This is a genomic window from Rhodoferax sp. ZS1R25 (assembly GCF_056521335.1).
In genome coordinates this window covers 1,637,066-1,660,173 of sequence record NZ_JBWMAZ010000001.1, presented here as the reverse complement: position 1 = coordinate 1,660,173, position 23,108 = coordinate 1,637,066, and the positions used below count along the sequence as shown (strand labels likewise).

The 23,108-nt window shown below is 56.0% G+C and carries 19 protein-coding genes and 1 pseudogene; 5 read left to right on the top strand and 15 right to left on the bottom strand.

What is annotated here, in order from left to right; all coding sequences use genetic code 11:
* The first annotated feature begins 115 nt into the window (after window positions 1–115).
* Window positions 116–967 carry a XopAW family type III secretion system calcium-binding effector gene (xopAW, locus tag AC097R_RS07910; protein WP_479597418.1) on the top strand — a complete coding sequence of 284 codons (852 nt, stop codon included), beginning with the start codon at window positions 116–118 and terminating at the stop codon, window positions 965–967.
* A gap of 45 nt (window positions 968–1,012) precedes the next feature.
* On the opposite strand, the gene purN is transcribed toward xopAW, so the two are convergent.
* Window positions 1,013–1,597, bottom strand: coding sequence for a phosphoribosylglycinamide formyltransferase (purN, locus tag AC097R_RS07905; protein ID WP_479597416.1), 585 nt, complete (start codon window positions 1,595–1,597; stop codon window positions 1,013–1,015).
* Window positions 1,598–1,610: 13 nt separating this feature from the next.
* Here purN and AC097R_RS07900 point away from each other — a divergent pair, with 13 nt between their 5' ends.
* From AC097R_RS07900 to AC097R_RS07885, 4 genes are all read left to right on the top strand, one after another.
* On the top strand, window positions 1,611–2,276 hold the full coding sequence (locus tag AC097R_RS07900; protein WP_479597414.1) for a YceH family protein: 666 nt from the start codon (window positions 1,611–1,613) through the stop codon (window positions 2,274–2,276).
* Between the two features lie 65 nt (window positions 2,277–2,341).
* Complete coding sequence (locus tag AC097R_RS07895) at window positions 2,342–3,523, top strand: acyl-CoA dehydrogenase family protein (protein WP_479597411.1); 1,182 nt, start codon at window positions 2,342–2,344, stop codon at window positions 3,521–3,523.
* A gap of 71 nt (window positions 3,524–3,594) precedes the next feature.
* Window positions 3,595–4,710, top strand: coding sequence for an acyl-CoA dehydrogenase family protein (locus AC097R_RS07890; RefSeq protein WP_479597409.1), 1,116 nt, complete (start codon window positions 3,595–3,597; stop codon window positions 4,708–4,710).
* Window positions 4,711–4,763: 53 nt separating this feature from the next.
* On the top strand, window positions 4,764–5,069 hold the full coding sequence (locus AC097R_RS07885) for a DUF3892 domain-containing protein (protein ID WP_479597406.1): 306 nt from the start codon (window positions 4,764–4,766) through the stop codon (window positions 5,067–5,069).
* 460 nt (window positions 5,070–5,529) lie between these two features.
* Here the strand turns inward: AC097R_RS07885 and AC097R_RS07880 are convergent, their stop codons facing one another.
* The 14 genes and pseudogenes from AC097R_RS07880 to AC097R_RS07815 all read right to left on the bottom strand — a co-directional run bounded on the left by AC097R_RS07880 (window position 5,530) and on the right by AC097R_RS07815 (window position 23,042).
* Window positions 5,530–6,219, bottom strand: a complete 690-nt coding sequence (locus tag AC097R_RS07880; protein WP_479597404.1) for a hypothetical protein — start codon at window positions 6,217–6,219, stop codon at window positions 5,530–5,532.
* A 211-nt stretch (window positions 6,220–6,430) separates the two neighbouring features.
* A complete protein-coding gene (locus AC097R_RS07875) occupies window positions 6,431–6,904 on the bottom strand; it encodes a hypothetical protein (RefSeq protein ID WP_479597402.1) in 474 nt (157 codons plus the stop codon).
* Window positions 6,905–7,196: 292 nt separating this feature from the next.
* Entirely contained in the window at window positions 7,197–8,033 is an 837-nt protein-coding gene (locus tag AC097R_RS07870) for a hypothetical protein (protein WP_479597399.1), read from the bottom strand.
* A 210-nt stretch (window positions 8,034–8,243) separates the two neighbouring features.
* Window positions 8,244–8,636, bottom strand: a complete 393-nt coding sequence (locus AC097R_RS07865; protein ID WP_479597397.1) for a VOC family protein — start codon at window positions 8,634–8,636, stop codon at window positions 8,244–8,246.
* Window positions 8,637–8,760: 124 nt separating this feature from the next.
* Complete coding sequence (locus tag AC097R_RS07860; protein ID WP_479597395.1) at window positions 8,761–9,252, bottom strand: type II secretion system protein; 492 nt, start codon at window positions 9,250–9,252, stop codon at window positions 8,761–8,763.
* A gap of 88 nt (window positions 9,253–9,340) precedes the next feature.
* On the bottom strand, window positions 9,341–12,280 hold the full coding sequence (locus AC097R_RS07855) for a sensor domain-containing protein (RefSeq protein WP_479597393.1): 2,940 nt from the start codon (window positions 12,278–12,280) through the stop codon (window positions 9,341–9,343).
* Window positions 12,281–12,566: 286 nt separating this feature from the next.
* The gene (locus AC097R_RS07850) at window positions 12,567–14,210 is read right to left on the bottom strand and encodes a methyl-accepting chemotaxis protein (RefSeq protein ID WP_479597391.1); all 1,644 of its coding nucleotides are present in this window, start codon (window positions 14,208–14,210) and stop codon (window positions 12,567–12,569) included.
* 38 nt (window positions 14,211–14,248) lie between these two features.
* Window positions 14,249–14,737 (bottom strand): annotated as a pseudogene (locus AC097R_RS07845) (methyl-accepting chemotaxis protein); the annotation flags it as partial.
* A gap of 90 nt (window positions 14,738–14,827) precedes the next feature.
* Window positions 14,828–15,454 carry a hypothetical protein gene (locus tag AC097R_RS07840; protein ID WP_479597389.1) on the bottom strand — a complete coding sequence of 209 codons (627 nt, stop codon included), beginning with the start codon at window positions 15,452–15,454 and terminating at the stop codon, window positions 14,828–14,830.
* Window positions 15,447–16,427 carry a helix-turn-helix domain-containing protein gene (locus tag AC097R_RS07835; protein ID WP_479597387.1) on the bottom strand — a complete coding sequence of 327 codons (981 nt, stop codon included), beginning with the start codon at window positions 16,425–16,427 and terminating at the stop codon, window positions 15,447–15,449. Before AC097R_RS07835 ends, AC097R_RS07840 begins: the two co-directional genes overlap by 8 nt.
* 265 nt (window positions 16,428–16,692) lie before the next feature.
* Window positions 16,693–18,789, bottom strand: coding sequence for an EAL domain-containing protein (locus AC097R_RS07830; RefSeq protein ID WP_479597385.1), 2,097 nt, complete (start codon window positions 18,787–18,789; stop codon window positions 16,693–16,695).
* A 48-nt stretch (window positions 18,790–18,837) separates the two neighbouring features.
* Entirely contained in the window at window positions 18,838–20,736 is a 1,899-nt protein-coding gene (locus AC097R_RS07825; RefSeq protein ID WP_479597383.1) for a GGDEF domain-containing protein, read from the bottom strand.
* Between the two features lie 191 nt (window positions 20,737–20,927).
* Window positions 20,928–21,491, bottom strand: a complete 564-nt coding sequence (locus AC097R_RS07820; RefSeq protein ID WP_479597381.1) for a chemotaxis protein CheW — start codon at window positions 21,489–21,491, stop codon at window positions 20,928–20,930.
* Window positions 21,492–21,503: 12 nt separating this feature from the next.
* Window positions 21,504–23,042, bottom strand: coding sequence for a methyl-accepting chemotaxis protein (locus AC097R_RS07815; RefSeq protein ID WP_479598109.1), 1,539 nt, complete (start codon window positions 23,040–23,042; stop codon window positions 21,504–21,506).
* Window positions 23,043–23,108 lie beyond the last annotated feature (66 nt).

Here is a 23,108-nt window from a genome sequence, read left to right as displayed (position 1 = left end):
CTTTGGTACACAGAGGACAAACCTGCGTTACCTGCGGCCCGAAAAATGGGTTGGCCGCTCGGTCCCTCCTCGGGCTCGGGTGGCATTCCAACCACCATCGAGAAAGGAAGTGACCATGAGCACCATCAGCGGGGTGAGCGGTTCAAGCAATGCTTGGGCCGCCCTGAACACCCAACGCAGCCAGCACCAGGCCAAGATGTTCGCCAAGGTCGACGCCGACAGCAGCGGCAGCGTCGACCAGGCCGAACTCAGCACCATGCTGGACGACATCAGCAAGAAGACCGGCACCAGCCTGGGCGACAGCAAAGAGCTGTTTACCAAGATGGACAGCAATGCCGACGGCAGCCTCTCCAGCGACGAGCTGGATGCGGGGATGAAAGCCCTGATGCCACCGCCTCCCTCCACCATGGACTTTGCACAGTCCCGTGGTGCGGGTGGCAGCGGCGGCAGCCAGGACGACCTGTTCGCCAAGGTAGACACCGATGGGGATGGCTCAGTCAGCAAGGACGAGCTGCAGGTGCTGACCGACAAGATCAAGTCGGACACCGGCCAGGACGTGAGCCAGGACTTCAGCAAGCTGGACACTGACGGCGACGGCAAGCTCACGCAAACCGAGTTTGAAGCTGGCCGGCCCCAGCCGCCCGAAGGCGCGCAAAGCGCCCAGGGCAGCGATGGTCCCAAAGGCCCACCCCCCGCAGGCGGACCGGGTGGACCCGGTGGCGGGAAACCGGCCTCCAAGAGCGACACCACCTACGACCCGCTGGACACCAACCAAGACGGCACGGTGTCAGAGCTGGAACGCATGGTGGGCGAGTTGCAGAGCGCCAGCGCCAAGCTGGACGCGAGCAACGAAGCCAGCAGCACAAAGGCCAGCTTCGACATTGCCAGCCTGGCCAAGCAGATCTACGCCCAGGTGGCACAGGGCTTGGGCAACACCAGCGGCAGTTTGCTCAGCGCTTCGGCCTAAACAGGCCTCTAGCCTCCGAGGAGACTGCGCAAGCAGCTCCTCTTTTTATAGCAACCCGGCGATCGCCTTGGGGTAGATCAGGTGCTCCTGCGTGAGCACACGGGCCGCCAGCGTATCCGCCGTGTCGTCCGGCAGCACGGGCACCACCGCTTGCGCCAAGATGGGCCCATGGTCCAGCTCCGCCGTTACCTGGTGCACGGTCACACCGGCAAACTTGCAACCCGCGTCAATCGCACGCTGGTGCGTGTGCAGCCCCGGGAAGGCCGGCAGCAGCGAGGGATGGATGTTGACCAGCCGCCCCGCGTAGCGCGCCACAAAGCCCGGGGTGAGGATGCGCATGAACCCGGCCAGCACCACCAGCACGGGCGCCTGGGGCGTGTCGTAGCGGTCGATCAGTGCGGCCAGCGCGGCGTCAAAATCTTCGCGGCTGGCAAATTCCTTGTGGTCCAGCACCTCGGTGTCGATACCCTGCTCTTTGGCAAACACCAGCCCGCCGGCCGTACCCTTGTTGCTGATCACGGCGGCCACTTCGGCGCCATGGCGCTTGGCCCAGTCCTCGCGCTGGGCGGTGCGCACGATGGCGGCCATGTTGGAGCCGCCGCCAGAGATCAAAATGACAATGTTTTTCATAACTGGCTGAATTATGACCACCCCTGTGCTCCTGACCCCTGTTGAAGCCCGCGTGCTTGCCACCCTGATGGAGAAGGCGCGCACCGTGCCCGACAGCTATCCGCTCACCCTGAACAGCCTGCTGCTGGGCTGCAACCAGAAAACCAGCCGCGAGCCGCTGATGGAGCTGACCGAATCTGAAGTCAGCAGCGCAGTGGAAACGCTGCGCGAAGCCGGCCTGGTGCACGAGACCACGGGTGGGCGCACCACCAAGTTCACCCACAACGCCCAGCGCGGCATTGGCGTGCCCGAGCAATCGGCCGTGTTGCTAGGCCTGTTGGTCCTGCGCGGCCCGCAAACCTCGGCCGAGCTGCGGCTGAACGCCGAGCGCTGGTACCGCTTTGCCGACACCTCGTCGGTGGAGGGCTTTCTGGAAGAAATGCAGGACCGGCGCGAAGAAAAAGGCGGCCCGCTGGTCATCAAGCTGGACCGCGCACCCGGCGCCCGTGAGCAGCGCTGGGCCCACCTGCTGTGTGGCCCGGTGGACGCCAGTGCCGCGGTGGCTGGTCGCGGAGCTGCCCCGGCCAGCGCCGACCTGCAGGCCCGCGTGGCCCAGCTGGAAACCGAGCTGGCCGAGCTGCGCACCACGGTGCAAAAGCTGTGCGCCGAGCTGGGTATGTCACAACCCGGACAACCATAAGCGAACGACCGTGCTAAAAACTATGCTGTAAACGGCCTGAGGCCGATCAACCGGAGACTTTTCCCATGGATTTGGCATTCACCCCCGAAGAGCAGCAGTTTCGCGAAGAGGTTCGCGCCTGGGTTCGCGCGAACCTGCCCGCCGACATTTCCCACAAGGTGCACAACGCCCTGGAGCTGACCCGCGACGATATGCAGCGCTGGGCCAAGATCCTGGGTAAGAAAGGCTGGCTGGGCTTTGGCTGGCCCGAGCAGTTTGGCGGCCCCGGCTGGAACGCGGTGCAAAAGCACCTGTTTGAAGAAGAATGCGCATTGGCCGGCGCGCCCCGCATCATCCCGTTTGGCCCCGTCATGGTGGCGCCGGTGATCATGGCGTTTGGCAATGCCGAGCAACACCAGCGTTTCCTGCCCGGCATTGCCAGTGGTGAGGTGTGGTGGAGCCAGGGCTACAGCGAGCCGGGTTCCGGCTCCGATCTGGCATCGGTCAAGACCCGCGCCGAACGCCAAGGCAACAAGTACATCGTCAATGGCCAGAAGACCTGGACCACGCTGGGCCAGTACGGCGACTGGATCTTCTGCCTGGTGCGCACCAGCACCGAAGGCAAACCCCAGACCGGCATCAGCTTCCTGCTCATCGACATGAAGAGCCCAGGCGTCACCGTGCGTCCCATCATCATGCTGGACGGCGGCCACGAGGTGAACGAGGTCTTCTTCGACAACGTGGAAGTGCCCGCCGAAAACCTGATTGGCGAAGAGAACAAGGGCTGGACCTACGCCAAGCACCTGCTGAGCCACGAGCGCACCAACATTGCTGACGTGAACCGCAGCAAGCGCGAGTTGGAGCGCCTCAAGCGCATTGCCAAGCGCGAAGGCGTGTGGGAAGACACCCGCTTCCGCGACGAAATTGCCAAGCTGGAAGTGGACGTGATTGCGCTGGAAATGATGGTCATGCGCGTGCTGGCCGCCGAGAAGTCCGGCAAGCAGTCGCTGGACGTCGCGGGCCTGCTGAAGATCCGCGGCAGCGAGATCCAGCAACGCTACTCCGAACTCATGATGCTGGCCGCCGGCCCCTTCGCCCTGCCCCTGATCCGCGAGGCCATGGAGGCCGGCTGGCAAGGCGACTTCCCTGGTAGCGAGGTGGGCAACGCGCCCCTTTCCTCCACCTACTTCAACCTGCGCAAGACCACCATCTACGGCGGCAGCAACGAAGTGCAACGCGGCATCGTCTCCCAGGTCGTGCTGGGATAGTCAATAACTTTGCGGGACAGACCGCAGCCGCAAAGCGGCCAGCTCTGTCCTCAACTAAATGGAGACACACAATGGACTTCGATTTTTCTGACGACCAGGTACAACTGGGTGACGCCGTACGCAAATGGGTGGACAAGGGCTACACGTTTGAGCGCCGCCGCGCCATCGAGAAAGCCGGCGGCTTTGACCGCGCCGCCTTCAACGAAATCGCCGAACTGGGCCTGACGGGCCTCTATGTGCCCGAAGACGACGGCGGACTGGGCATGGGGCCCATCGAGGGCATGGTGGTGATGGAAGAGCTGGGTCGCGGCATCGTGATGGAGCCCCTGGCCCAGTCGCTCATTGCCGGCGCGGTGATTGCCGGCTATGGCGACGCCGCCACCAAAGCCGCCTGGCTGCCCAGCGTGGCCAGCGGCGAAAAGCTGGTGGTGCTGGCCTACCAAGAGCGCGCAGCGCGCTACCGGCTTGACGTGTGTGAGGCAAAAGCCACGCAAGCCCCCGGCGGCTATGTGCTGAATGCTACAAAAAGCGTAGTGCCCGTGGGGGACCAGGCTGACGCTTTCATCGTGCCCGCCAAGGTGAACAGCCAGCTCGCGCTGTTCTTGGTGGAACGCGAATCGGCTGGCGTGACTACACGCGGCTACGGCACGCAGGACGGTGCCCGCGCCGCCGAGGTGGTGTTGAAGAACGCACCCGCTACGCTGCTGACCACCGATGGTCTGACCGCGCTGGAGCACGCCGTGGACATCGGCATTGCCAGTGTGTGTGCCGAGGCCGTGGGCGTGATGGACAAGACCATGGCTATCACCGCCGAGTACCTGAACACGCGCAAGCAGTTTGGCGTCACCATCGGCAGCTTCCAGGCCCTGCGCCACCGCGCGGCCGACATGAAGATGCAACTGGAACTCGCCCGCTCCATGAGCTACTACGCCAGCCTGAAGCTCAACGCTCCAGCGCCAGAGCGCCGCGCAGCGCTAGCCCGTGCCAAGTACCAACTGGGCCAAAGCATGCGCTTTGTCGGCCAGCAAGCGGTGCAGCTGCACGGCGGCATTGGCGTGACCGACGAATACATCGTCAGCCACTACTTCAAGCGCCTCACGCAGTTGGAAATGACCTTTGGCGACAGTCTCCATCACCTGGGCGAAGTGTCGGCCCGCATGCAGGACACCGCAGGGGCGTTTGCCTGAATAGGCTGGGGTCTGGGCGGTAACTGACGCACAGACCCTGAGCCGGTACAGCCATGGCGGTCTACCTCCAATGCGTGGCCAAGCGCATGCGCGGCGGCTACAAACACGAACACATCCACATCCTGTGGTGGGTCAAGGTTGTGGACGGCCAGGCCACCAGCGACAGCGGCTTTTCCACCCGCGAGCAATTGATCGACTACCTGGAAACCAGCGACCCTCATGCGCTCTGGTGCCCCGCCCCCAAACCCGGCCAGCCCGGCGCATGGGTCGGCGTGCAAACCTTGGGCCGTAAAAAATACCTGCAGGCTATGCGCGATGGGCGCCCCATCGACGACCTGCTGTCGTTACCGGACAAATGAATCTTTGCGTCACCTTGCGAGGGTGACTGCGCCGTGGCTCACCGCTGAAAATGTATTTTCAGTGCGATGATTTTTGCCAAGCACGCCAGTAGCTCATGCTTATTTGGCTGCTACTGACTGCAGACATTCGCGGCGCTCCAAAGCAGTAGTTGGTGCGCTTCATTGGCAAAGCCCTTCTACGACGAGCTTGAGCTTTGCCAAGGCCTCGCGACTATGGGGAATGCCAAGCATTTCCTCTTCAATTTCGGAGAGATCTTGCTCAATGAGCTTGACTGATAGTCTATGCAAATTGTCTCGGACGTCGCGGGGGACCGCCTCCAGCGCGGGCTCATGAAGCTCAATGCTTTCGGCGACAAATGTCGCCCCCTACATCTCCACGCTCGAAGGCAGCAATTGCTTCAGCGACTCTCGCGGCGATAGTGGCGTTCGACATACGACTGATAGGTTCAAATTATTTTCTTCATTCTGGAGAACCGAATATCAACTCTTCAAAGCAGTTTTGCTCAACAGTTACTGTGACTGCTAAAGACTGGTTTGGAGACACAAACTGAAAATTCCCAGTCACAGCATCCATCTCTTTAGTGAACTCTGTCTTGCTGAAAATCCATCCGTTGTTATGCAAAACATCAAAGACAGCATTTTTCTTGAGGCAATTATTCTTGAAGGCTTTGGCGTTGTAGGCATCTATCTTGGGTAGAAGTTTTTTCAACGAATCGTTCGCAACTGCTTTGGGCATTAGATATCCATACGGCCGGAACTCCAGAAGCAAACTGGGCCTAGCCAGCTGAATGTGGAGTGACATGTCCTTGCTGATCAACACACTGCCTTTTATGTAGCCTGGCTTCTCCAGTGGAGGCACGCCTATTCGTTTCAGTTGCTCCAAGACTTCTGTGGGATAGTTTGTATCTGGTGCAACAAGCTTGATTCCGGTTACATCTTCCACGCTCTCCCGGGACAAGGGAGTTGCGTCTTTGGCGGACAGTTTCCGAATTACTTCTGTAACGCCTTCCAGCCCAATCCAAGGCCTCTCACTCGTTGTGTGATTTTGAGCATAAGTGCCAACGCTGAGCACTAGAAGCGCAAAGGCAAATAGACGGGACCTGTGCGAAAAATACTTTGACTTATCGTCCATACGATGAAACAGACTCACTTTGCTACCTATGGAAGAGTGGACGATAGGGGCGATTCTATGGCTGCTCTCGCCGCAGAGCCTTGGCGCCAACAGACTGAAAGCGGTCAGATGACGTGCCTTAAAGCAGTCGCTCAAATGCCGGTCTGGCGTAGCGAGAATAGTCTCTGTGGGACTCTATCGCATAGCGCACAGCAACTAAATGGTGTGCGGTTGAGCGTTAGGTCGATGCCTATTTCGCCTCGCCATCGACTGCCTTTCTCAATTCTTGAATGCGTGACCGAAGCCCTTCCACTTCACAGTCAAGCGCATACGCGTAATCCCATTGGACCATTCCCGATGTACCAGCTGTGTCGAGAAGACACTTATCCTTGAGATGCGCCCGCCAGCTCTTCGCCTCAGCATTAATGATTTCGTACAACCACTCAGGAGTTTCGGTTTCCTTAGCGCGTGCTTTCGCGTTCTTTTCAGCAAGCTCACGCCATGTTCTGTCGACTGTTTTCAGTCTATATGAATAGCATTCGCCTGCGCCTATGGCCGAACCCAATTTGCTCTCCGCGCAAAGACTCCTCTCTTTAGTGTCTTGTGCATATGCCGGCAGCACGATGAAAACTACCAATAGCGGGACCAGAAGGCTCAGCCCACTCAAATGAATAGCGTGCGATGTGAGTGAACCCTGTTTCATGGAAATATTGCGTCGACTCATGCTTTCACTCGCAAACTTTATAGGCCAATTATTTATAAATTAGTGCTCATTCTGCCCAAACACAGCCACTCAACGAGAGGGCGTCTAACCCAACAACGAGGCTAATGTGTGGACCACGCTCCCGAACTACCGCAATCGCAGCGAAGCCGAGGCGTCTACAGACGGATTGCAGACTTTTGCCACACTCTGAAGCGGTCATTAACGTGAACATGACCTGGCCACAACACTTCGCGGCACAGCCCCCACCTTCTGCTCTCTTTCCGTGCCTGATGTTAGTTCAGGCAGTTCTCGTTTAGTTCTGCCGCAGCATTTCGTCAAACTGCTTTGTATATTTGCTGTACACATCGGCAAGGCCCATGTCTCGGATGACGTCAAACCCATTGAAGTGCATCCGAACCAAATCACTTGCGTTGTCGTTGAACCCCAGAAAGGCTGTGGAGTACCTGACAGCTGTGGCTTCTTTCCGGAGTCGTACTTCATCACCTCGTAAGGACGGAATGTCGAACCGAGCTGGCGCCAATCCAGCAAATCCACTGTCTGCCAGAAGAAGGACTAACTGGGCGCGTTCGAGCTGGGCGAGCATCCCAATAGAAGCGACTTTCAATTCTTCATTTGTTCCTGGATCAACCACTGCCGCTGCGCTCTTAAGAAGATCTGGGGCAGAATATTTGACGAGTGAGTAGTATTGAGGAAGCAGAGCTGTTTTAGCTAAGAACGTGGCGTTATCAGCGGCCCAGCGATTGGCGCGCGCATTTGCCAGAAATGGTGTGATGTCTGCCTGACTGCCCGGAAGCTGGCTAGCATAGGCATCGAGAACCTTTTTCCGATTGTTCCCGAATACGCGCGCCGTCTCACGGCACATGACCTCAAGCAGGGCATCGTATTTCGATATCAGTTGCTTCATGGAAGCTTGCTTGTTACTGGCAAACTCAGCAATTCCCTTGGCCCGAGCTTGAACCTTTGGGAGGAACACCGCTTCGGCGTAGGTCGAGCAACTGTATGCCGCGATGACTTCCGGTGGGGCAATCACAGCGCCCACGGCACGAATGTTCTCCTGTGCCTTTGCGGCCGGAGCGGCCAACAATACTGCCCACACTAAGAAACTGATACGGAGCCTTCTTGGTTTCATTTGTCTTTCCTAAGGTGCATTGGTTACTCAATGCAATGTATGCCGTAGAAGTTGCGAGATATTCCGGCGGCTCGGGAATAAACTGAGCGCGAGTTGTGACGGGAAGTCGCTCGCAGTCTAGACTGCAGCGATTCCCACGTTCCGGGTATTCTCCATTTTGGCGAATCTGCGTACTACCGCTTCCGCCGCATTGCAGAAGCGAGCAAGCGATCACCCTTCTGCCACATGGCAAGCCACACACAGCTTATTCCCCTCCGTATCCCGAAAGTAAGCACCGTAGTAGTGGGCGTGGTACTCAGGCCGCAGACCCGGTGCGCCTTCACTAGTGCCGCCGTTCGCCAATGCAGCTCGGTACACGGCATCCACCACCGCGCGGCTGTCGGCCAGAAAGGCCGTCATCTGCCCGTTGCCGGGCTGGTGCTCGCCTTCGAAGGGTTTACCAATCAGGAATAGCGGGCGCGCCTCGCCCGGCTTTTGCCAACCAGCCCACGGCCGCTCCCGTTCACAAAAGCGGAGCTGTAGGTTCAGAGCCTGGAGCACGGGCGTGTAGAAGACTAAAGCGCGCTCAAAGTCGGTGACGCCAACAAACAAGTGAGAGTACATGGACTCAACCTTTCAGTTGCGGAAATCGCGCGAATGCGCAACTGAATTCCAGCTGATTCGCCTCGCGGGCGCTGTCGACATTTTGCCGCACCGTGGCATTCACTAGCCAGGCAGTCAGCTCTGTTTAGCAACCACTGGTGTTGACGCTATAGGTGTAGTCGTGTGGCGTGGCAGTAGCCCAGGCATTGCCGTAGGTGACAGAACATGTGGCAGGATTTTTCGCTGCGTTGAGCTTGAAGATAGTGTTCGGGTTGGCGATGGATACGGTAAATCCGCTGGACGTGATGGCCATATCGACCAAGTTCGTGTTGATGCTGGTTCCGGCGCCTATCCATCCATAGTTCATTCCATAGGTCTTGCCTTGGTAGGTCAGCGTACCCATCTGGGCAGAGATGTCGCAACCCGAAGTGACGGCACATGCCATACGAAAGTTGTTGGCGGTGGTGTGAATGGTGCCCATCAGCGCGTTGACCGTAGCCACACGGGCAGAAGTTCCGAGATCCACGAATTTTGGCAGGGCTACCGCACTAAGAACGCCCAGGATAAGCACCACCATGACCAACTCAACGAGTGTGAATCCAGTTTGATACCCTATATTTTTTGGATGGTCTTGCATACTCAACTCTGTTTGTGCTGGCGCGTTCAGGCTTCTGTGGCGAGCCAACGAAGTGCCTTCGATTTGCGGTCAATGCTGAAAGCAAGAGTCACACCTTGATGCCAACCCAAGACTCAAAGTCCACCCGTGCCATGGGCCTGCCAAACAAGTACCCCTGTGCAAATTGGCAACCTTGCGCCAGCAGGTATTGCGCCTGCTCTGGCGTTTCCACACCCTCTGCCACAGACTCGAGCCGCAGGGCAGTTGTGATGGACAGCATGGCCTTCACCAATTCGCTCTTGTCGCGTTGTTCGGGAATATTGCAGATGAAGGAACGGTCAATCTTGAGCTGATGTACAGGAAACCGATGAAGATAACTCAGCGCGGAATAGCCGGTGCCAAAGTCATCAATGGAAATAGACAAACCCATGTCGTGCAACTCGGCCAGCATGGTAGCCACACCAGTGCTGTCCTCTAATAGCAGGCTCTCAGTGATTTCCAATTCCAGCCATTCCGGTTTGCAGGCGGTTTCAGCCAGTGCACGGCGCACTGAGTCCACGAGGTCATTGCGCATGAACTGCCGCGTAGAAAGGTTTACCGCCATGATGAGTGGAATCTCTCGCCCACGATTCCAGTCCACAATCGTGGCACAGGCAGTTCGAAGAACCCATTCACCCATCTCCACGATCAGTCCGGAGTCTTCTGCGATCGAGATGAACCGGTCTGGTGCAGTCAGCCCATGACCCGGCCAAAACCACCGGAGCAGCGCTTCGGCACCTGTAATGCGACCTGTTTGTAGCTCTATTTGAGGCTGGTAGTACAAAGCCAATTCACCATTCTTCTGCGCCTTGCGCAGGGCCACCTCGATCTCCATGCGTTCGAGCGTACGGTACGTCAATTCCTTGGCGTAAAACTGGAAATTGTTGCGCCCAAGCTTCTTGGCGTGGTACATGGCGGAATCGGCATATTTAAAGAGCGCATCGACCTCGCTACTGTCATCGGGATAAAGCGCAATTCCCAGACTGCAAGTGACGAACAGTTCCCTTCCGTCTATCGTGAAGGACTCCGCCAATTCGTGCAATATCTTGTCGGCAATGGTGGCCAGGTCATCGCCTTTTCGCATGTCAGGCAGCAGCACTGCGAACTCATCGCCCCCCAGGCGCGCCACCGTATCGTAGGCTCGTACACAACCCTGCATGCGCATGGCGGCCTCGCGCAGCAAAAGATCCCCTGCTTGATGCCCCAGCGTGTCGTTGACCTGTTTGAAATTGTCCAGATCCAGCAGCATCAAGCCAACCTGATGTCCGTGATAGGCGGCGTCAGCAATCGTTTGGGAAATCCGATCGGACAACAACTGTCGGTTCGGCAGTCCAGTCAAGCTGTCAAAAAAAGCGTGGTTGTGGATTTTTTTTCGGTAACGGTCAATTTCCGAGATATCGCGCCCAACCGCCAACACATGAGTTACTCGATCTTCACGGTCAAACTCTGGCGTCATGTGAATCTGGGAACAATGCTCCGAGTCTGCAGTCTTCCAGCGCAGCTCAAAGTCTCGCTCCTCACCAGAGTCAATAACCTGCTGGAGCAGGTTTTCGTATTCCTGCGCGGAGGCACCGCCGGGGTACTGCGAGGGCGTTGCACCCAGAATGCGCGCCAGGTCTCCCCCCATGCTGGTCACCAACTGGGGGTTGGCGTATATGCGACGATTGTGGCGGTCATAGCGGGCGATGGTGTCGGAGGAGTTTTCAACTAGCGTGCGGAATTCTTGCTCCCGATTTCGCAGCTGCTCTTCCATGTATTTGCGTTCATTGATGTCACGCATTACTGCCAGCAAAAAATCTTCCCCATCAATCTGCACTTGGCGCAGGTTGACTTCACCCCAGGTTTTTGAACCATCTCCACGTTTGAGCATCCAGTCAAACAGCTGCGGCTGCCCCGCTGCGGCAAGGTGGTTGCGCCGTGTGGCCTCCTCAAAGGTATAGGGCGGCTCGCTCATGGCGAGCAAATCAAAGTTCCCGCTCAAAATATCTTCACGGGAATGCCCCCACAGCTCGCAGCCCTTGCGGTTTAGGTCGTGAAGGATGAACTCGATGACCCCATTGCGCTGAACAATTCGATGCAAAAAGATGCCGTCATTGGCGGACTCGAACACGATGCGGTACTGAGTCTGGGATGCAACCAACGCACCTTCCATGCATTTGCGGTCGGTGATGTCGTGCACATATCCGTACCACACGGTACCTCCGTCCGGATGAGGCTCCGGGTTGGTACGTCCTTCCATCCAGCGCTCGCCGCGGGTGGGGTGCAGAACCCGGTACTCCACGCGCCAGGGGGTCATAGTGCGGGCAGACTCAGCAATCGAGGCGTTCACCCGCTGGGCATCGTCCGGATGGGTCATTGCCAAAAGGGGCGCTGCGCTATTGGCGACGTCTTGTGGAAGCAGGCCGAACAAATCCCAGATGTTGGGAGACACATAAGGCATGCAGATGGACCCGTCGGACCGCAAATGGAAGCTGCCCATCATGCCCGGCGAGGACTTCGAGAGGGCATGGAGTTCTTTGCCCCGAACGGCGACTGCATGCTCTAGCCGCTTGCGCTCGGTAATATCCAGAGTAATGCCGTACCAAAGAATGCTGCCGTCCGGGTCGGCTTCGGGCATCGAGCGGGCTTCGGCCCATATCTCGCCTTTTTGGGGGTGGCGTATGCGGAATTCAGCGTTGAACGGTGTCAGATTTTTAGCAGACTCGGCAATAGCCGCTTGAATGCGTGCACGATCATCGGGATGCAGCAAGTCGACCAGATGCGCTGCAGTGTCGGCGACGTCTTCGGGCTGCAGACCGTAAATATGTTGGATGCCCGCGCTGGCAAATAAAGCATTGGACTGCCCATCTTGGTTCAGACAAAAGATGTGCATGAACCCAGGAATGTTTGCAGCCAGACGAGACCAGTGGTGACCAAAATCCTCATAGTTCTGAAGTTTTTCCTCACGCTGCCGCTCACTGATTTCTGCGATCAACTGCCGTTCCAATGGCACTTGAGTTGTTTGGGTCATTGCCGTCTCATCCTTAGCCGAAGGCATGGGAACAGCCGACCGGGTAAGGAAACTGCGGTCAGTTTTCCTAGGGGGAAAATTTCTAAAAAGCCAACGCATCAACTGCTGCAAATACGTCATGACGGCAAACTCCCCGGACCCGAGGTCAACTAACAATAACCAGTAGTTTCCGTTCAAAACGGTCGCTAATCGGACGGTTTTCTCAGCGTACACATTCGGTCTGCGTACACCAATACTTCATTTAATGACTCTCGGGCGCAACTCGATTTCGGTCAAGCTTACACCCCTAAGCTGGCAACATAAACGGCGGGGCATTTCTACCAGTATGCAATTCACCCGACTGTGGGGTAAAGGCATGTTTCTCCCCTTGGTACAACTTGAACACCGCTACAGTACCGACCAGCTCTTGCGCCTGACTCTTGAGACTCGATGCCGCCGCTGCCATCTGCTCCACTAGCGCCGCGTTCTGTTGGGTGGCTTGGTCCATCTGTGTCACTGCCTCCCCCACCTGGCCCACCCCGGCACTCTGCTCTGAACTTGCCGCGCTGATTTCACCCATGAGATCAGTGACCCGGCGAATCGAGCCCACCACTTCGGTCATCGTGGCTCCCGCTCGGTCAACCAGTGCCGTACCTTGCTCGACTCGTTCCACACTGGTGCCGATCAGTATCTTGATTTCCTTTGCGGCCTCAGCACTGCGTCCTGCCAAGCTACGCACTTCAGAGGCCACCACCGCAAAGCCACGGCCCTGCTCACCCGCACGCGCGGCTTCCACCGCCGCGTTCAGCGCCAAAATATTGGTCTGAAAAGCGATCCCATCGATCACACTGATGATGTCTGAGATTTTTCGGGAGGAATCATTGATGCCTTTCATGGTGTCAACGACCTGCGCAACTACGTCGCCTCCTTTGATCGCCACGGTACTGGCGCTTTGGGCCAATTGGTTGGCCTGACGGGCATTGTCGGCATTTTGCTTTACGGTGGCACTCAGCTCTTCCATAGAAGCCGCTGTTTCTTCTAGCGCGCTCGCTTGGCTTTCGGTGCGAGCACTGAGATCGTGGTTACCCTGCGCGATTTCTGCGGAAGCCGTAGAAACGCTTTCAGCGCCTTCGCGTACCGCAGAAACGACCTTCGTCAGGTTTTCCTGCATATTCTTCATGGCAACCATTAACTCGCCAGTTTCATCGCGACCTTTGATCTCGATGTGGGAGGACAAATCTCCTGCAGCGATTGTTTGCGTCAACTGCACAGCATCCTTGATGGGGATCACGATCGAGCGCGCAATCAAAATGGCCGCCCCGATGCCCAATAACATGGCCAAGGCACTGAGAGTCAGAACGAGAGTTTTTGCATCCTCATAAGTCTGCTCTGCGGCCGTAGCTGCATCGTCACTGGCCTTGGTTTCGAAATCCGCGAGCTCCCCCAACGCAGACAACCAAGCACGTTGCGCAGGCAAGGCCTCTTTCATGAGAACCGCGACTGCCTCCTCGTTCCTGTCCGCCAACCCCAACTCCACCACTTTGCTCAAAGACGGGCGTGCTTGGTTCTTCAATTCCTTAATTTTGGAAAAAAGCTCTTTCTTTTTCGACATCGTGTCAAACTGGGTGTCGAGCATCTTCCCCAAACTTTCTTCGTTCGCATCGTAGTCAGCGCGGAACTTCTTCAAATCTTCGGCCGCTGCCATCGACTCAGCGTCATCTGTCAACAACACAATGTCACGCGCGGCCGCGCCAACTCGGTTGACACTAATACGCATGCTTACAGCCAGCTTGATCTCTGGAATATTGACATGCGTGATTTGTTTCGTCGCCTGGTCGATTTGGGCCATACGACTCAACCCCAGCCCAGCTACACAAGCCAGCAGAATCAACACAACGCCGAAGCAAATGCCGAGACGGGAACCAATTTTCAAGTTCTTAATAAATTTCATAGTTTCTCTAACCCACTTCAACTGGCATGTACAAATTCCTAATGGGGCGCCAATCGAAGAACGAACACCCCTGCAGCCCCCAGCAGTTGCTTTGCTTGGCCGTTCAAACTGGAGGCAGCGGCGGCCATCTCCTCCACCAATGCGGCATTCTGTTGTGTGGACTGGTCCATTTGAACGATAGCCTGTTCAATGTGCAACACACCCACACGCTGCGCTTCACTGGCGCGACTAATCTCTCCGACGATTTCCGTCACCTTGCGGATAGATTCGATCACTTCCAGCATCGTTGTACCTGCACGATCCACCAGCAAAGACCCACGATCCACGTTTTCGACACTGGTACCAATCAGTAACTTGATTTCGCGTGCTGCTTGGGCACTTCTTCCCGCCAAGCTGCGCACTTCTGACGCAACAACAGCAAAACCGCGGCCGTGCTCTCCTGCACGGGCTGCCTCAACGGCGGCATTCAGTGCCAAGATATTGGTTTGAAACGCTATGCCTTCAATCACACCAACGATTTCGGATACCAATGCGAAAGTTATACATATTCATCGCCAATAGTTTTTACGACCGAATGAATCACCGCATATCGGGTGACCCAATACAAGAAAGGAGGCTTAGTGAAATGCATACACCCCAACAAATGTTGCAAAGGACAAAAATATCAAAATTACGGGGTACACCGTCCAGGCGAAATCCAACGCGCCATTCACTTGGTATTCCGCAAACAAATATTTGAAATTATTTTCACGTCCGGATTTAAGAACGCTCTCCAAGCTCTCGCGCAAGTCTCTCCCTTGCGAATTCAGCAGATGGTGCGCAAATGCTTTTTCACCCAAATTGGAATGACCGATGAAGTCCTGCTGCATTTGCTTGTAGAGGTCAAACCCTCCGTGCACTAACAACACTGAAAAATTCTGCTTCCCCACATAGTTCACCGACGCGAATTGGCCCAATGTCTTTTCAATGTCAATCCAGAGTGCACCCAACAACATTTCTACTTCTTGAGCCAGTTTCTGATGCACGTTGAGCAAATGGATTTTTTCCAGAACATGCAACTGCGTGAGAGCGGCTTCCAATCCAATAAAGAGCTTATTGGAAATAGCATATTTTTTTATATTCATTTCCAGACCTAGGTATCTCTTGCGTATATGAAAAAAAGCAAAAAATATGGCCGCCAACAACAAAGCAGCGATCAGTAACGAAAAGAAAACTGTCGTCTCAGAGTGCATCCATTCAGCCACAAAATTCCCCGTCGATTGGTACCTGTATTTCTTGCGATGGAGTGGAAACCCACTTGCAAAATTCCATAGGAGACATGCCGTACTTGCGTTTGAAGGACCGACTGAAACCCGACAAATCGTTGAACCCACGACTTAAGGCCAGCTGTTTCATATTCAAATCTGTACGCTTGCTGGCGATGGTGACCCGGCAATCCTCCAGACGACGATCACGTATGAATCCCCGAATCGTCAGGTCCGCCCGAGCGAACAATAGATACAAACTGCGCAATGACATGTGCAAAGCGGTTGCAATTTCTTTCGGCGTTAGCTCGGGGTCATACAGGTGTTGCTCGATGAATCGCATCGCTGCCGTCATCCGTTTGGAATCCGGATTGACGACGAGCTGCTCCCCTTTTTTCTTTTGTACCGCCTTCACCATCAGACTCCGCGCTGCCAGCAACGCCAATGTCAGATCCGCTTCCGACAGAAATTGCCATTCATTCAGTAGCCCTTGCATAAACCCGCTAAGAATGGAGCCAAAGGGATCCTGCGGTCTAAAGTGCATGCCAGTGACGGACGGAAGATCCAGTATTTCGGACTTCAAATACTTGTCGCAAAACACCAGATTCAAAAGATGGTAGGGCTCGTGGACATGGAAATTCATCGGGACACTGCTGTGCCACAGTGATACATCTCCAGCCTGCAGCGCGATGCGCCCATACGGCCCCTCTATAGCACTGATGCCCGATACTGTGAGGCCCATGGAGACATAAGTTCCATCTTGGTTGTCAGGGTCAAGTCGCCCAATGCAATGCCCCAATCGGGTTTCGGTCAGCTGCATCCCAGCGACCGTGGCACGGTGCAACGCAAAAATGGCCTGTTCGCCGTTGGGCTTGTAGATGTGCCACCCTCTGTCGGCCAAGCCAAGCTCAACGGCGACATTCGACTCGTTGACGTCGTTTTTGACAGCAGCAGGAACAGACAGCTTATTCATTATTGGTTAACTTCCACGCGGCACCATCTCACCAAAATTTCAGTGGGTGAGCGACGCTTCCAACGGGTCGATTTTTAGTGAAACAATCGAACTAAGTGAGCTTATGTTTCGGACCATATCGCGTCAAGGATGTACACGAAAATCGACTTGTCAATGCGTGCAACTTTGATGAATGCATAGGCACTTGGTAGCGCTACCCAACTGAATATTCAACAGAACAACGGAGGTTTCCAGCAGACCTCCACTAAGCCCTACAAGCTTCTGCTTACGCACTTTGGCTCTTGGCGAAATACGCAAGGCAGTGTCTCTCTGACAGCGCGGGGCTGTGGAAGTAGCCTTGAAAAATGTCGCACCCCAGGTCCGCCAGCATCATTCGCTGTTCCAGGGTTTCTACATACTCGGCAACCACCTCCACTTTCTGCGAGCGCCCCAACGCAACGATGGTGCGGATGATGTCGGCATTGGTGCAATTACTCAGAACATCGCGCGTCAACGATCCGTCAATCTTGATGGAATGCACCTGAAAGCGACGCAGGTACAACAGCGACGAGTACCCCATTCCGAAGTCATCCATGGCGAGCCGAACACCTATCTCTGCAAATTTTTGCAAGGTTAGCTCCGCAGCTTGACTGTCAGGGATTACCGCAGATTCTGTGATTTCCAGTTCGATCTCTGATGGATTCAACCCATGGCGATGTAGTAGATCTTCCAGCTTGCGGGTCAGCGCACTATCCTCCAATTGCAAGGGCGAAAGATTGACAGCCATGGTCAGTTCCCGGTAGCCCATGGCATTCCATCTGGCCTTGCAAGCGCAAGCTTGCTCCAAAACCCAACCGCCCAACTTGTGGATAGAACTGCCGTTTTCAGTCAACGCCACCATCACCACCGGTGAGATGGGGCCATAGGCCGCATGGTTCCAACGCACCAAGGCTTCGACGCCTACCAAGCGCCCCAAGGTATCGTGCTTCGGCTGGTAGGCAAGCCACAACTCGCCATCGTTTCTTTTCAACTCTTTGCGCAAATCAGCCAACAGGCTTCTGGCAACGAAACCCGTCTGGTCGTGGCCGATGACAAATCTTCCCGATTTTTTACTCTCATCTGCAATGTGCTGAAGGGCATGGGCCACGGCTTTAGCGTCTCGCTCTTTGCGTACAACTTCAGCCTTTCGCACAAACGGAAGATAGAGAGCAACGCCCAGCGCCATTTCTACACACTGCAACGCAGCGCCTCGCCATCCGCCGGTCAGCAGCCACCCCGACACGATCGGTGGAGTCGTCCACGGAATGTCCACCGCCAGAAAGCTGATCAACCCCAGCTCGGTTGTGGCCACCGTCATCAGAGTGAACAGTAGAGGAATACAGAGGAACGGCACCACATAGATTCCATTCAACACAATCGGCAGCCCATACAGCACCGCCTCGTTGATGTTGAAGAGGGCTGGCAACACCGACCATTTGGCAATCTGGTGTTGAGGCCCTTTCCTCACCTTCCACAAAATGGCAATCACCAAGCACACCGTGGACCCCGCTCCGCCCATCAAAACAAAGTGGTTGAACAGCGGGCGCCATGCCAGGGCATTGGTGTAGGGCGAACCAATAGGGGCAAAGAGTGCAGCGCCGTAGGTGTCGAGAACTTTCGCCCCATGGATTCCAAAAAACCAGGCTACCTGATTCAGCAGAGCAGCCAAGCTGCTCAATACCCAGGTCGCATCGGTCTGCTGCAACTGAGCCCAAATCACCACGGGGGACAGCACATAGGGGGAAACCGCAGGGAGGGTCCCGAGCAACTCCACGAATAAGAAAAAGCATCCTCCCGCCGCAATGACTGCGGGCGTCAGCCGCACCGCGTGGTGATAGATGGAATCGGCTTCATAAGGCCCATCGCTCACCCGGAACCAACGCCACTGGAAGGCAAGCCGTAGCAATTCGGCCGTAATGATTCCCACGACTATGCCGTGCAACATACCTCCGCTGCCAAGTCCATCCACAAACAATGGACGCACCGAGACCATCAGCATGAAATTGATCAATGCCGAAATTGCAACGATCATGGAGGGCACTTCCGGCGCCTCGAATAAGGGACGCATCAAGCGCCTCGCGAGCAGGCTGGCGACCATCGATGCCAGCACCATGCCAAAGATGCCGTGCGAGGCCTTGATCACCCGCTCCAAGTGCTGCGGCCAACCATCACCCCACAGAAACGTCATCGTGTCACGGTAGACACTCCACGGAAAATGCTGCAGGAGCAGTGCGACCAAGCCCAAGAAGGTCAAGGGCATGAGCACAATGAAGGCATCCCGAACAGCCGTCAACCACAAATTCCCCCGGCCTAACACCTTCTCACTTAGCGATTTCATGCCCATATATTTACTGAATCTCCTTGCGTGAATAAATAGACTCGAACCGCAAATTCATTTCGCCAGAACAGCCTGATTGCGCCCATTTGCCTTCGCGCGGTACAAGGCCTCGTCCGCGCTCTTTAACAACTCTTGCGGGTTGCTCTCGTTGGTAGGCACTACCACCGCAATGCCCGCACTCACGGTCACATAGTCAAACGGGGAAAGGGCGTGCTCGAGTACATGTGCTCGCACGGTTGCACACAAACGATAGGCCAACTGAAGCGCGCTCTCGGCGTGTGTTGACGCAGACAAGAAGACAAATTCCTCGCCACCGTAGCGGGCTACCAGATCACCCGCACGGGAGGCCTGTACTTTCAACACTTGGGCAACGCTACGCAAACAATCGTCACCTGCTTGGTGACCATAGTGGTCGTTGTATTTTTTAAACCAATCCACATCGATCATGGCCAAAGCCAGAGATGTCCCTGCTCTCTGCGCGCGATGCCATTCCAGCTCCAGTGCTTTGTCAAAATGCCGACGATTAGCAATACCTGTCAACCCATCGGTCACACTGAGCTCCTCCAACTGCCGATTCGCCGTTTCAAGTTCTGCAGTGCGCTCCCGAACCTTGGATTCCAGCAGTGATTGGCTCTCCTGCACGCGCTCCACCATGGTTGCAAATTCGCGCGCCAGAGCGCCAATTTCGTCAGCAGATTCACTAGGAAGGGCTTCCTGGTCCAGGCGTCCTTTGGAAGTCCCAAAGCGCTGCGCCGCCTGAATCAACCGGTGAAGTGGGATAGCCACCTGTTTCTGCAAAATCGATCGCAGCAGAAACACCTCCACCAGCAAAGTCATTAGCCCCAGAACAATTACGATGGCCAGGTTCCGATAAATGTCAGGTGCCATCAGCGTTCGGGGATAGTGCACACTCAACACCCAAGGTGTTCCGGGAATCGATCCCATAGCAATAATGTCGTCTTGCGTATGAACAATGGTGGCTTTGCCAGGCACAAGTGCATTTGCCGCTTGAAGTAGTGGGTAATCGGTCGCGATGCGCAGCGATTGGATGGAAGCCGTACCTTCGCTACTTTTGATGTCGCTCAAGAACTCCGGGTGGTAAATCAGCGTACCTTGGGCATCCGCCAAAAAAATAGTGCTGTAGGCCCCTTGAATGGAAGGCCGGGCTGTTCGACCCATCAGCTCATCCAGCAGCACATCCACACATGCCAGCACTTGGTGCTTGCCAAACGTATCAAGCGCGTCTGGAGTAGCGATAGTGGTCATCCACGCGTTGTTGGAGATATCCCAATACATGCGGGTGAAGAACGCGTCTTCATCCGGTGCCGCAAATCCCTTTGTATAGAACTCGTAGGTCTCAAGTTTCAGCGCGTCGGGGCCAGAGTAAGTAAATACCTGGGCGATGTCACTGGCCTGGAAGATCGGGAATCCCTTCTCCGGCACGACGCCATAAAAGTTGAACAATCGCCCCTGGGCACTAGATCCGTACTTGTGAGAGAGGATGTAAGACAGGGCAAACCTCGTCTTGGTGTCGTCATTGGGGGGAATGTCTGGGGCATAGGTTGCCGACATGCCAGCAAACCGCCGACCATCTGCAAGCGCCTTGCCCTCAAACAAGTCCGGGCGCTGGGTGTAGGACCCATCCGGATGGCGATAGAAGAATCGATCAAAGTCGTGCACCAGAATCGACTTTTGACCCGGACGTGTATAGATATCCTGAAATTCCCGCAAAAAATTGCGCTCCAAATCCTTGATTTCTTTGAACGGCAGAGATTCGCGCTGCAGAGTCTGTTCGGTCGAAAGCAGTAGCTGCTTGATCACCGACTCCTCGATGGCCGCTTGGTTGACGAAGTACGAGACCACCCCACCCAGTAACGCAACGAAACCGATGCGTGCGGCGGCCATGCGTAGCGCACGCCCAGCCAACGAGGTGGTATGAAAGAGCTTGGCCATAAAATTGGTCAGGTGTATTTACCAATCCAACACTGGTAGGCTGTACAAGCACGGCTTTTGCTCATCTCCTCAGCCCTGCAGCGCCACCACGAGGCAAAAACCCAGTGCGAGCTTGGTTCCCACGCGCATTTGCTTTCCCATTTTTGTCCCTGTGTTGCCGTTTAGTTTGTGAAACCCGCGTGCCGCTTCGGCTACGCTGGCGATGCTTCACCGCCTGCCATGCCGGCCAAGCTTGCCATTTCATCCACCGAGAGCACATGATGGATGTTGAGGATGATCACGAACTTGCCGTTCACCTTGCCCATACCGGTCATGAAATCGGCGCGGATGTGAGCGCCAAACGACGGCGGGGGTTCGATCTCGTTTTTCGGTATCTCCAGCACCGCGTTGACCGCGTCCACCATCACCCCCACCACCTGGGTTTCGGTTTCGGCGAAATTGCCGCTGGCCACTTCCACAATCACGATACAGGTGCGCCGTGTGACGGTCGTGGCTGCCTTGGCAAAACGCGCACTCAGGTCGATCACCGGCACCACCGCGCCACGCAAGTTGATGACCCCGCGAATGAAAGCAGGCATGCGAGGCACTTCGGTCAAGTTTCCATACTCAATGATTTCCTTGATCACCAGAATGCCCATGGCGTAGACCTCGCCTCCGAGCATGAAGGTCAGGTACTGGTCTGTTTGTCCCACACCCTGCACAACCCAGGCCACTGGCGCAGGCGTTTGTTGTCTCGCTTCTACCAATGCGTTCATGCCATGGCCTCCTTAGAAGCGTACAAAGCTAGCTTCACTCACCGGCATGTTTCTGGACGCTGTCACCCGGTTTGCAGTGGCCTTTGGGGCCACAGAAGTAGGATGAGCCGGTTTACTCCTCTGAGCTGGGGCGTGTTCCCCGGTTCTGAAGAATCCCATCACCTCTTGCAGTTGCGCCGCCTGCCCGCTCATCTCTTCCGCCGTGGCGGCCAGCTCCTCGCTGCTGCTGGCGTTTTGCTGGGTGATCTGGTTGAGCTGATTCATGGCCGTGTTGATCTGGCCTACGCCGCTGGACTGCTCGGAACTGGCCGCGGCAATCTCCTGCACCAGCTCTGAGGTCTTGCCAATGGCAGGCACGATGGCATCCAGCAATTTGCCCGCGCTTTCGGCCTTCTCCACGCTGCCGCCGGCCAGCGTGCTGATTTCCTGCGCGGCCACTTGGCTGCGTTCGGCCAGCTTGCGCACTTCGGCTGCCACCACAGCAAAACCTTTGCCATGCTCCCCGGCACGCGCAGCCTCAATGGCAGCGTTCAAGGCTAGCAGGTTGGTCTGGTAGGCGATGTCATCGATGATGCCAATCTTGCCGGCAATGCTCTTCATTGCCGCCACAGTGTCTTTCACCGCCGCGCCACCCTGAACCGCCTCTTTGGCCGCTTGCGAGGCCATGCCGTCAGTGACCCGGGCGTTGTCGGTGTTTTGGTTGATGCTCGCGCTCATCTGCTCGACCGAGGCGCTGGTTTCTTCCAAGCTTGCTGCTTGCTCGCTGCTGGCCTGGCTCATACTCTGGGCAGTGGTGGAGACTTGTTCGCTAATCGATGCAATGTTGCCAGCCGCCGCATTGACGTCGCCTATGACCTGCGAGAGCTTTGCTACCGTGTTGTTGAGGGCTTGCTTGACTTGGTCGAAAGCACCTTCGTAGTTGCGGGTAACCAACTGCGTCAGGTCACCGCGCTCCAACGCCTGGGCAACCTGAATGGTGTCCTTGAACGCGGTGTCAACCGTATCGGAGAGCTGGTTGAGCAACTCGGAGAGATCCTTGGTGAAGCCTGCCTTGCCTTCCAAGGCCATCTTGGTGCTGAAGTCCCCCATGTTGGCTGAGGCAACGATGTCCCGGATTTCACCGACGATGCCCTTGAGGTTACCGCGCAGCTGCTCGATGGTGTTGTTGATGAACACTTTCTTGCCAGGCAGTTTTTCCATAGGGGCGTCAAGGTTGCCTTCACCAAATTCCTTGATGCAGGCCATGGCCTTTTTCTTGACTTCAATGTGTCCAAACACCATGGTGTTAACACCCTTGGCCATCAGTGCAAAATCGTTCTTGAACTTGCCTTCGTCTATCTTGACGTCAATGTCACCCTTGTCGTGTTCGACTGACATGTAGTTCATCTCAGCAATCAGTCCCTTGAGATTGCCGCGCATCTGTTCAATGATGTCGTTGATGAACACCTTCTTGCCGGGCAGCCTCTCCATCGGAGCATCGAAGTTGCCATCACCGAATTCCTTGACGCAAGCCATCGCCTTTTTCTTGACCGCAATGTGACCACCCACCATGGTGTTGACGCCCTCAGCCATCGTCTTGAACGAGCCCCGGAATTCACTGCTATTGACCACGACATC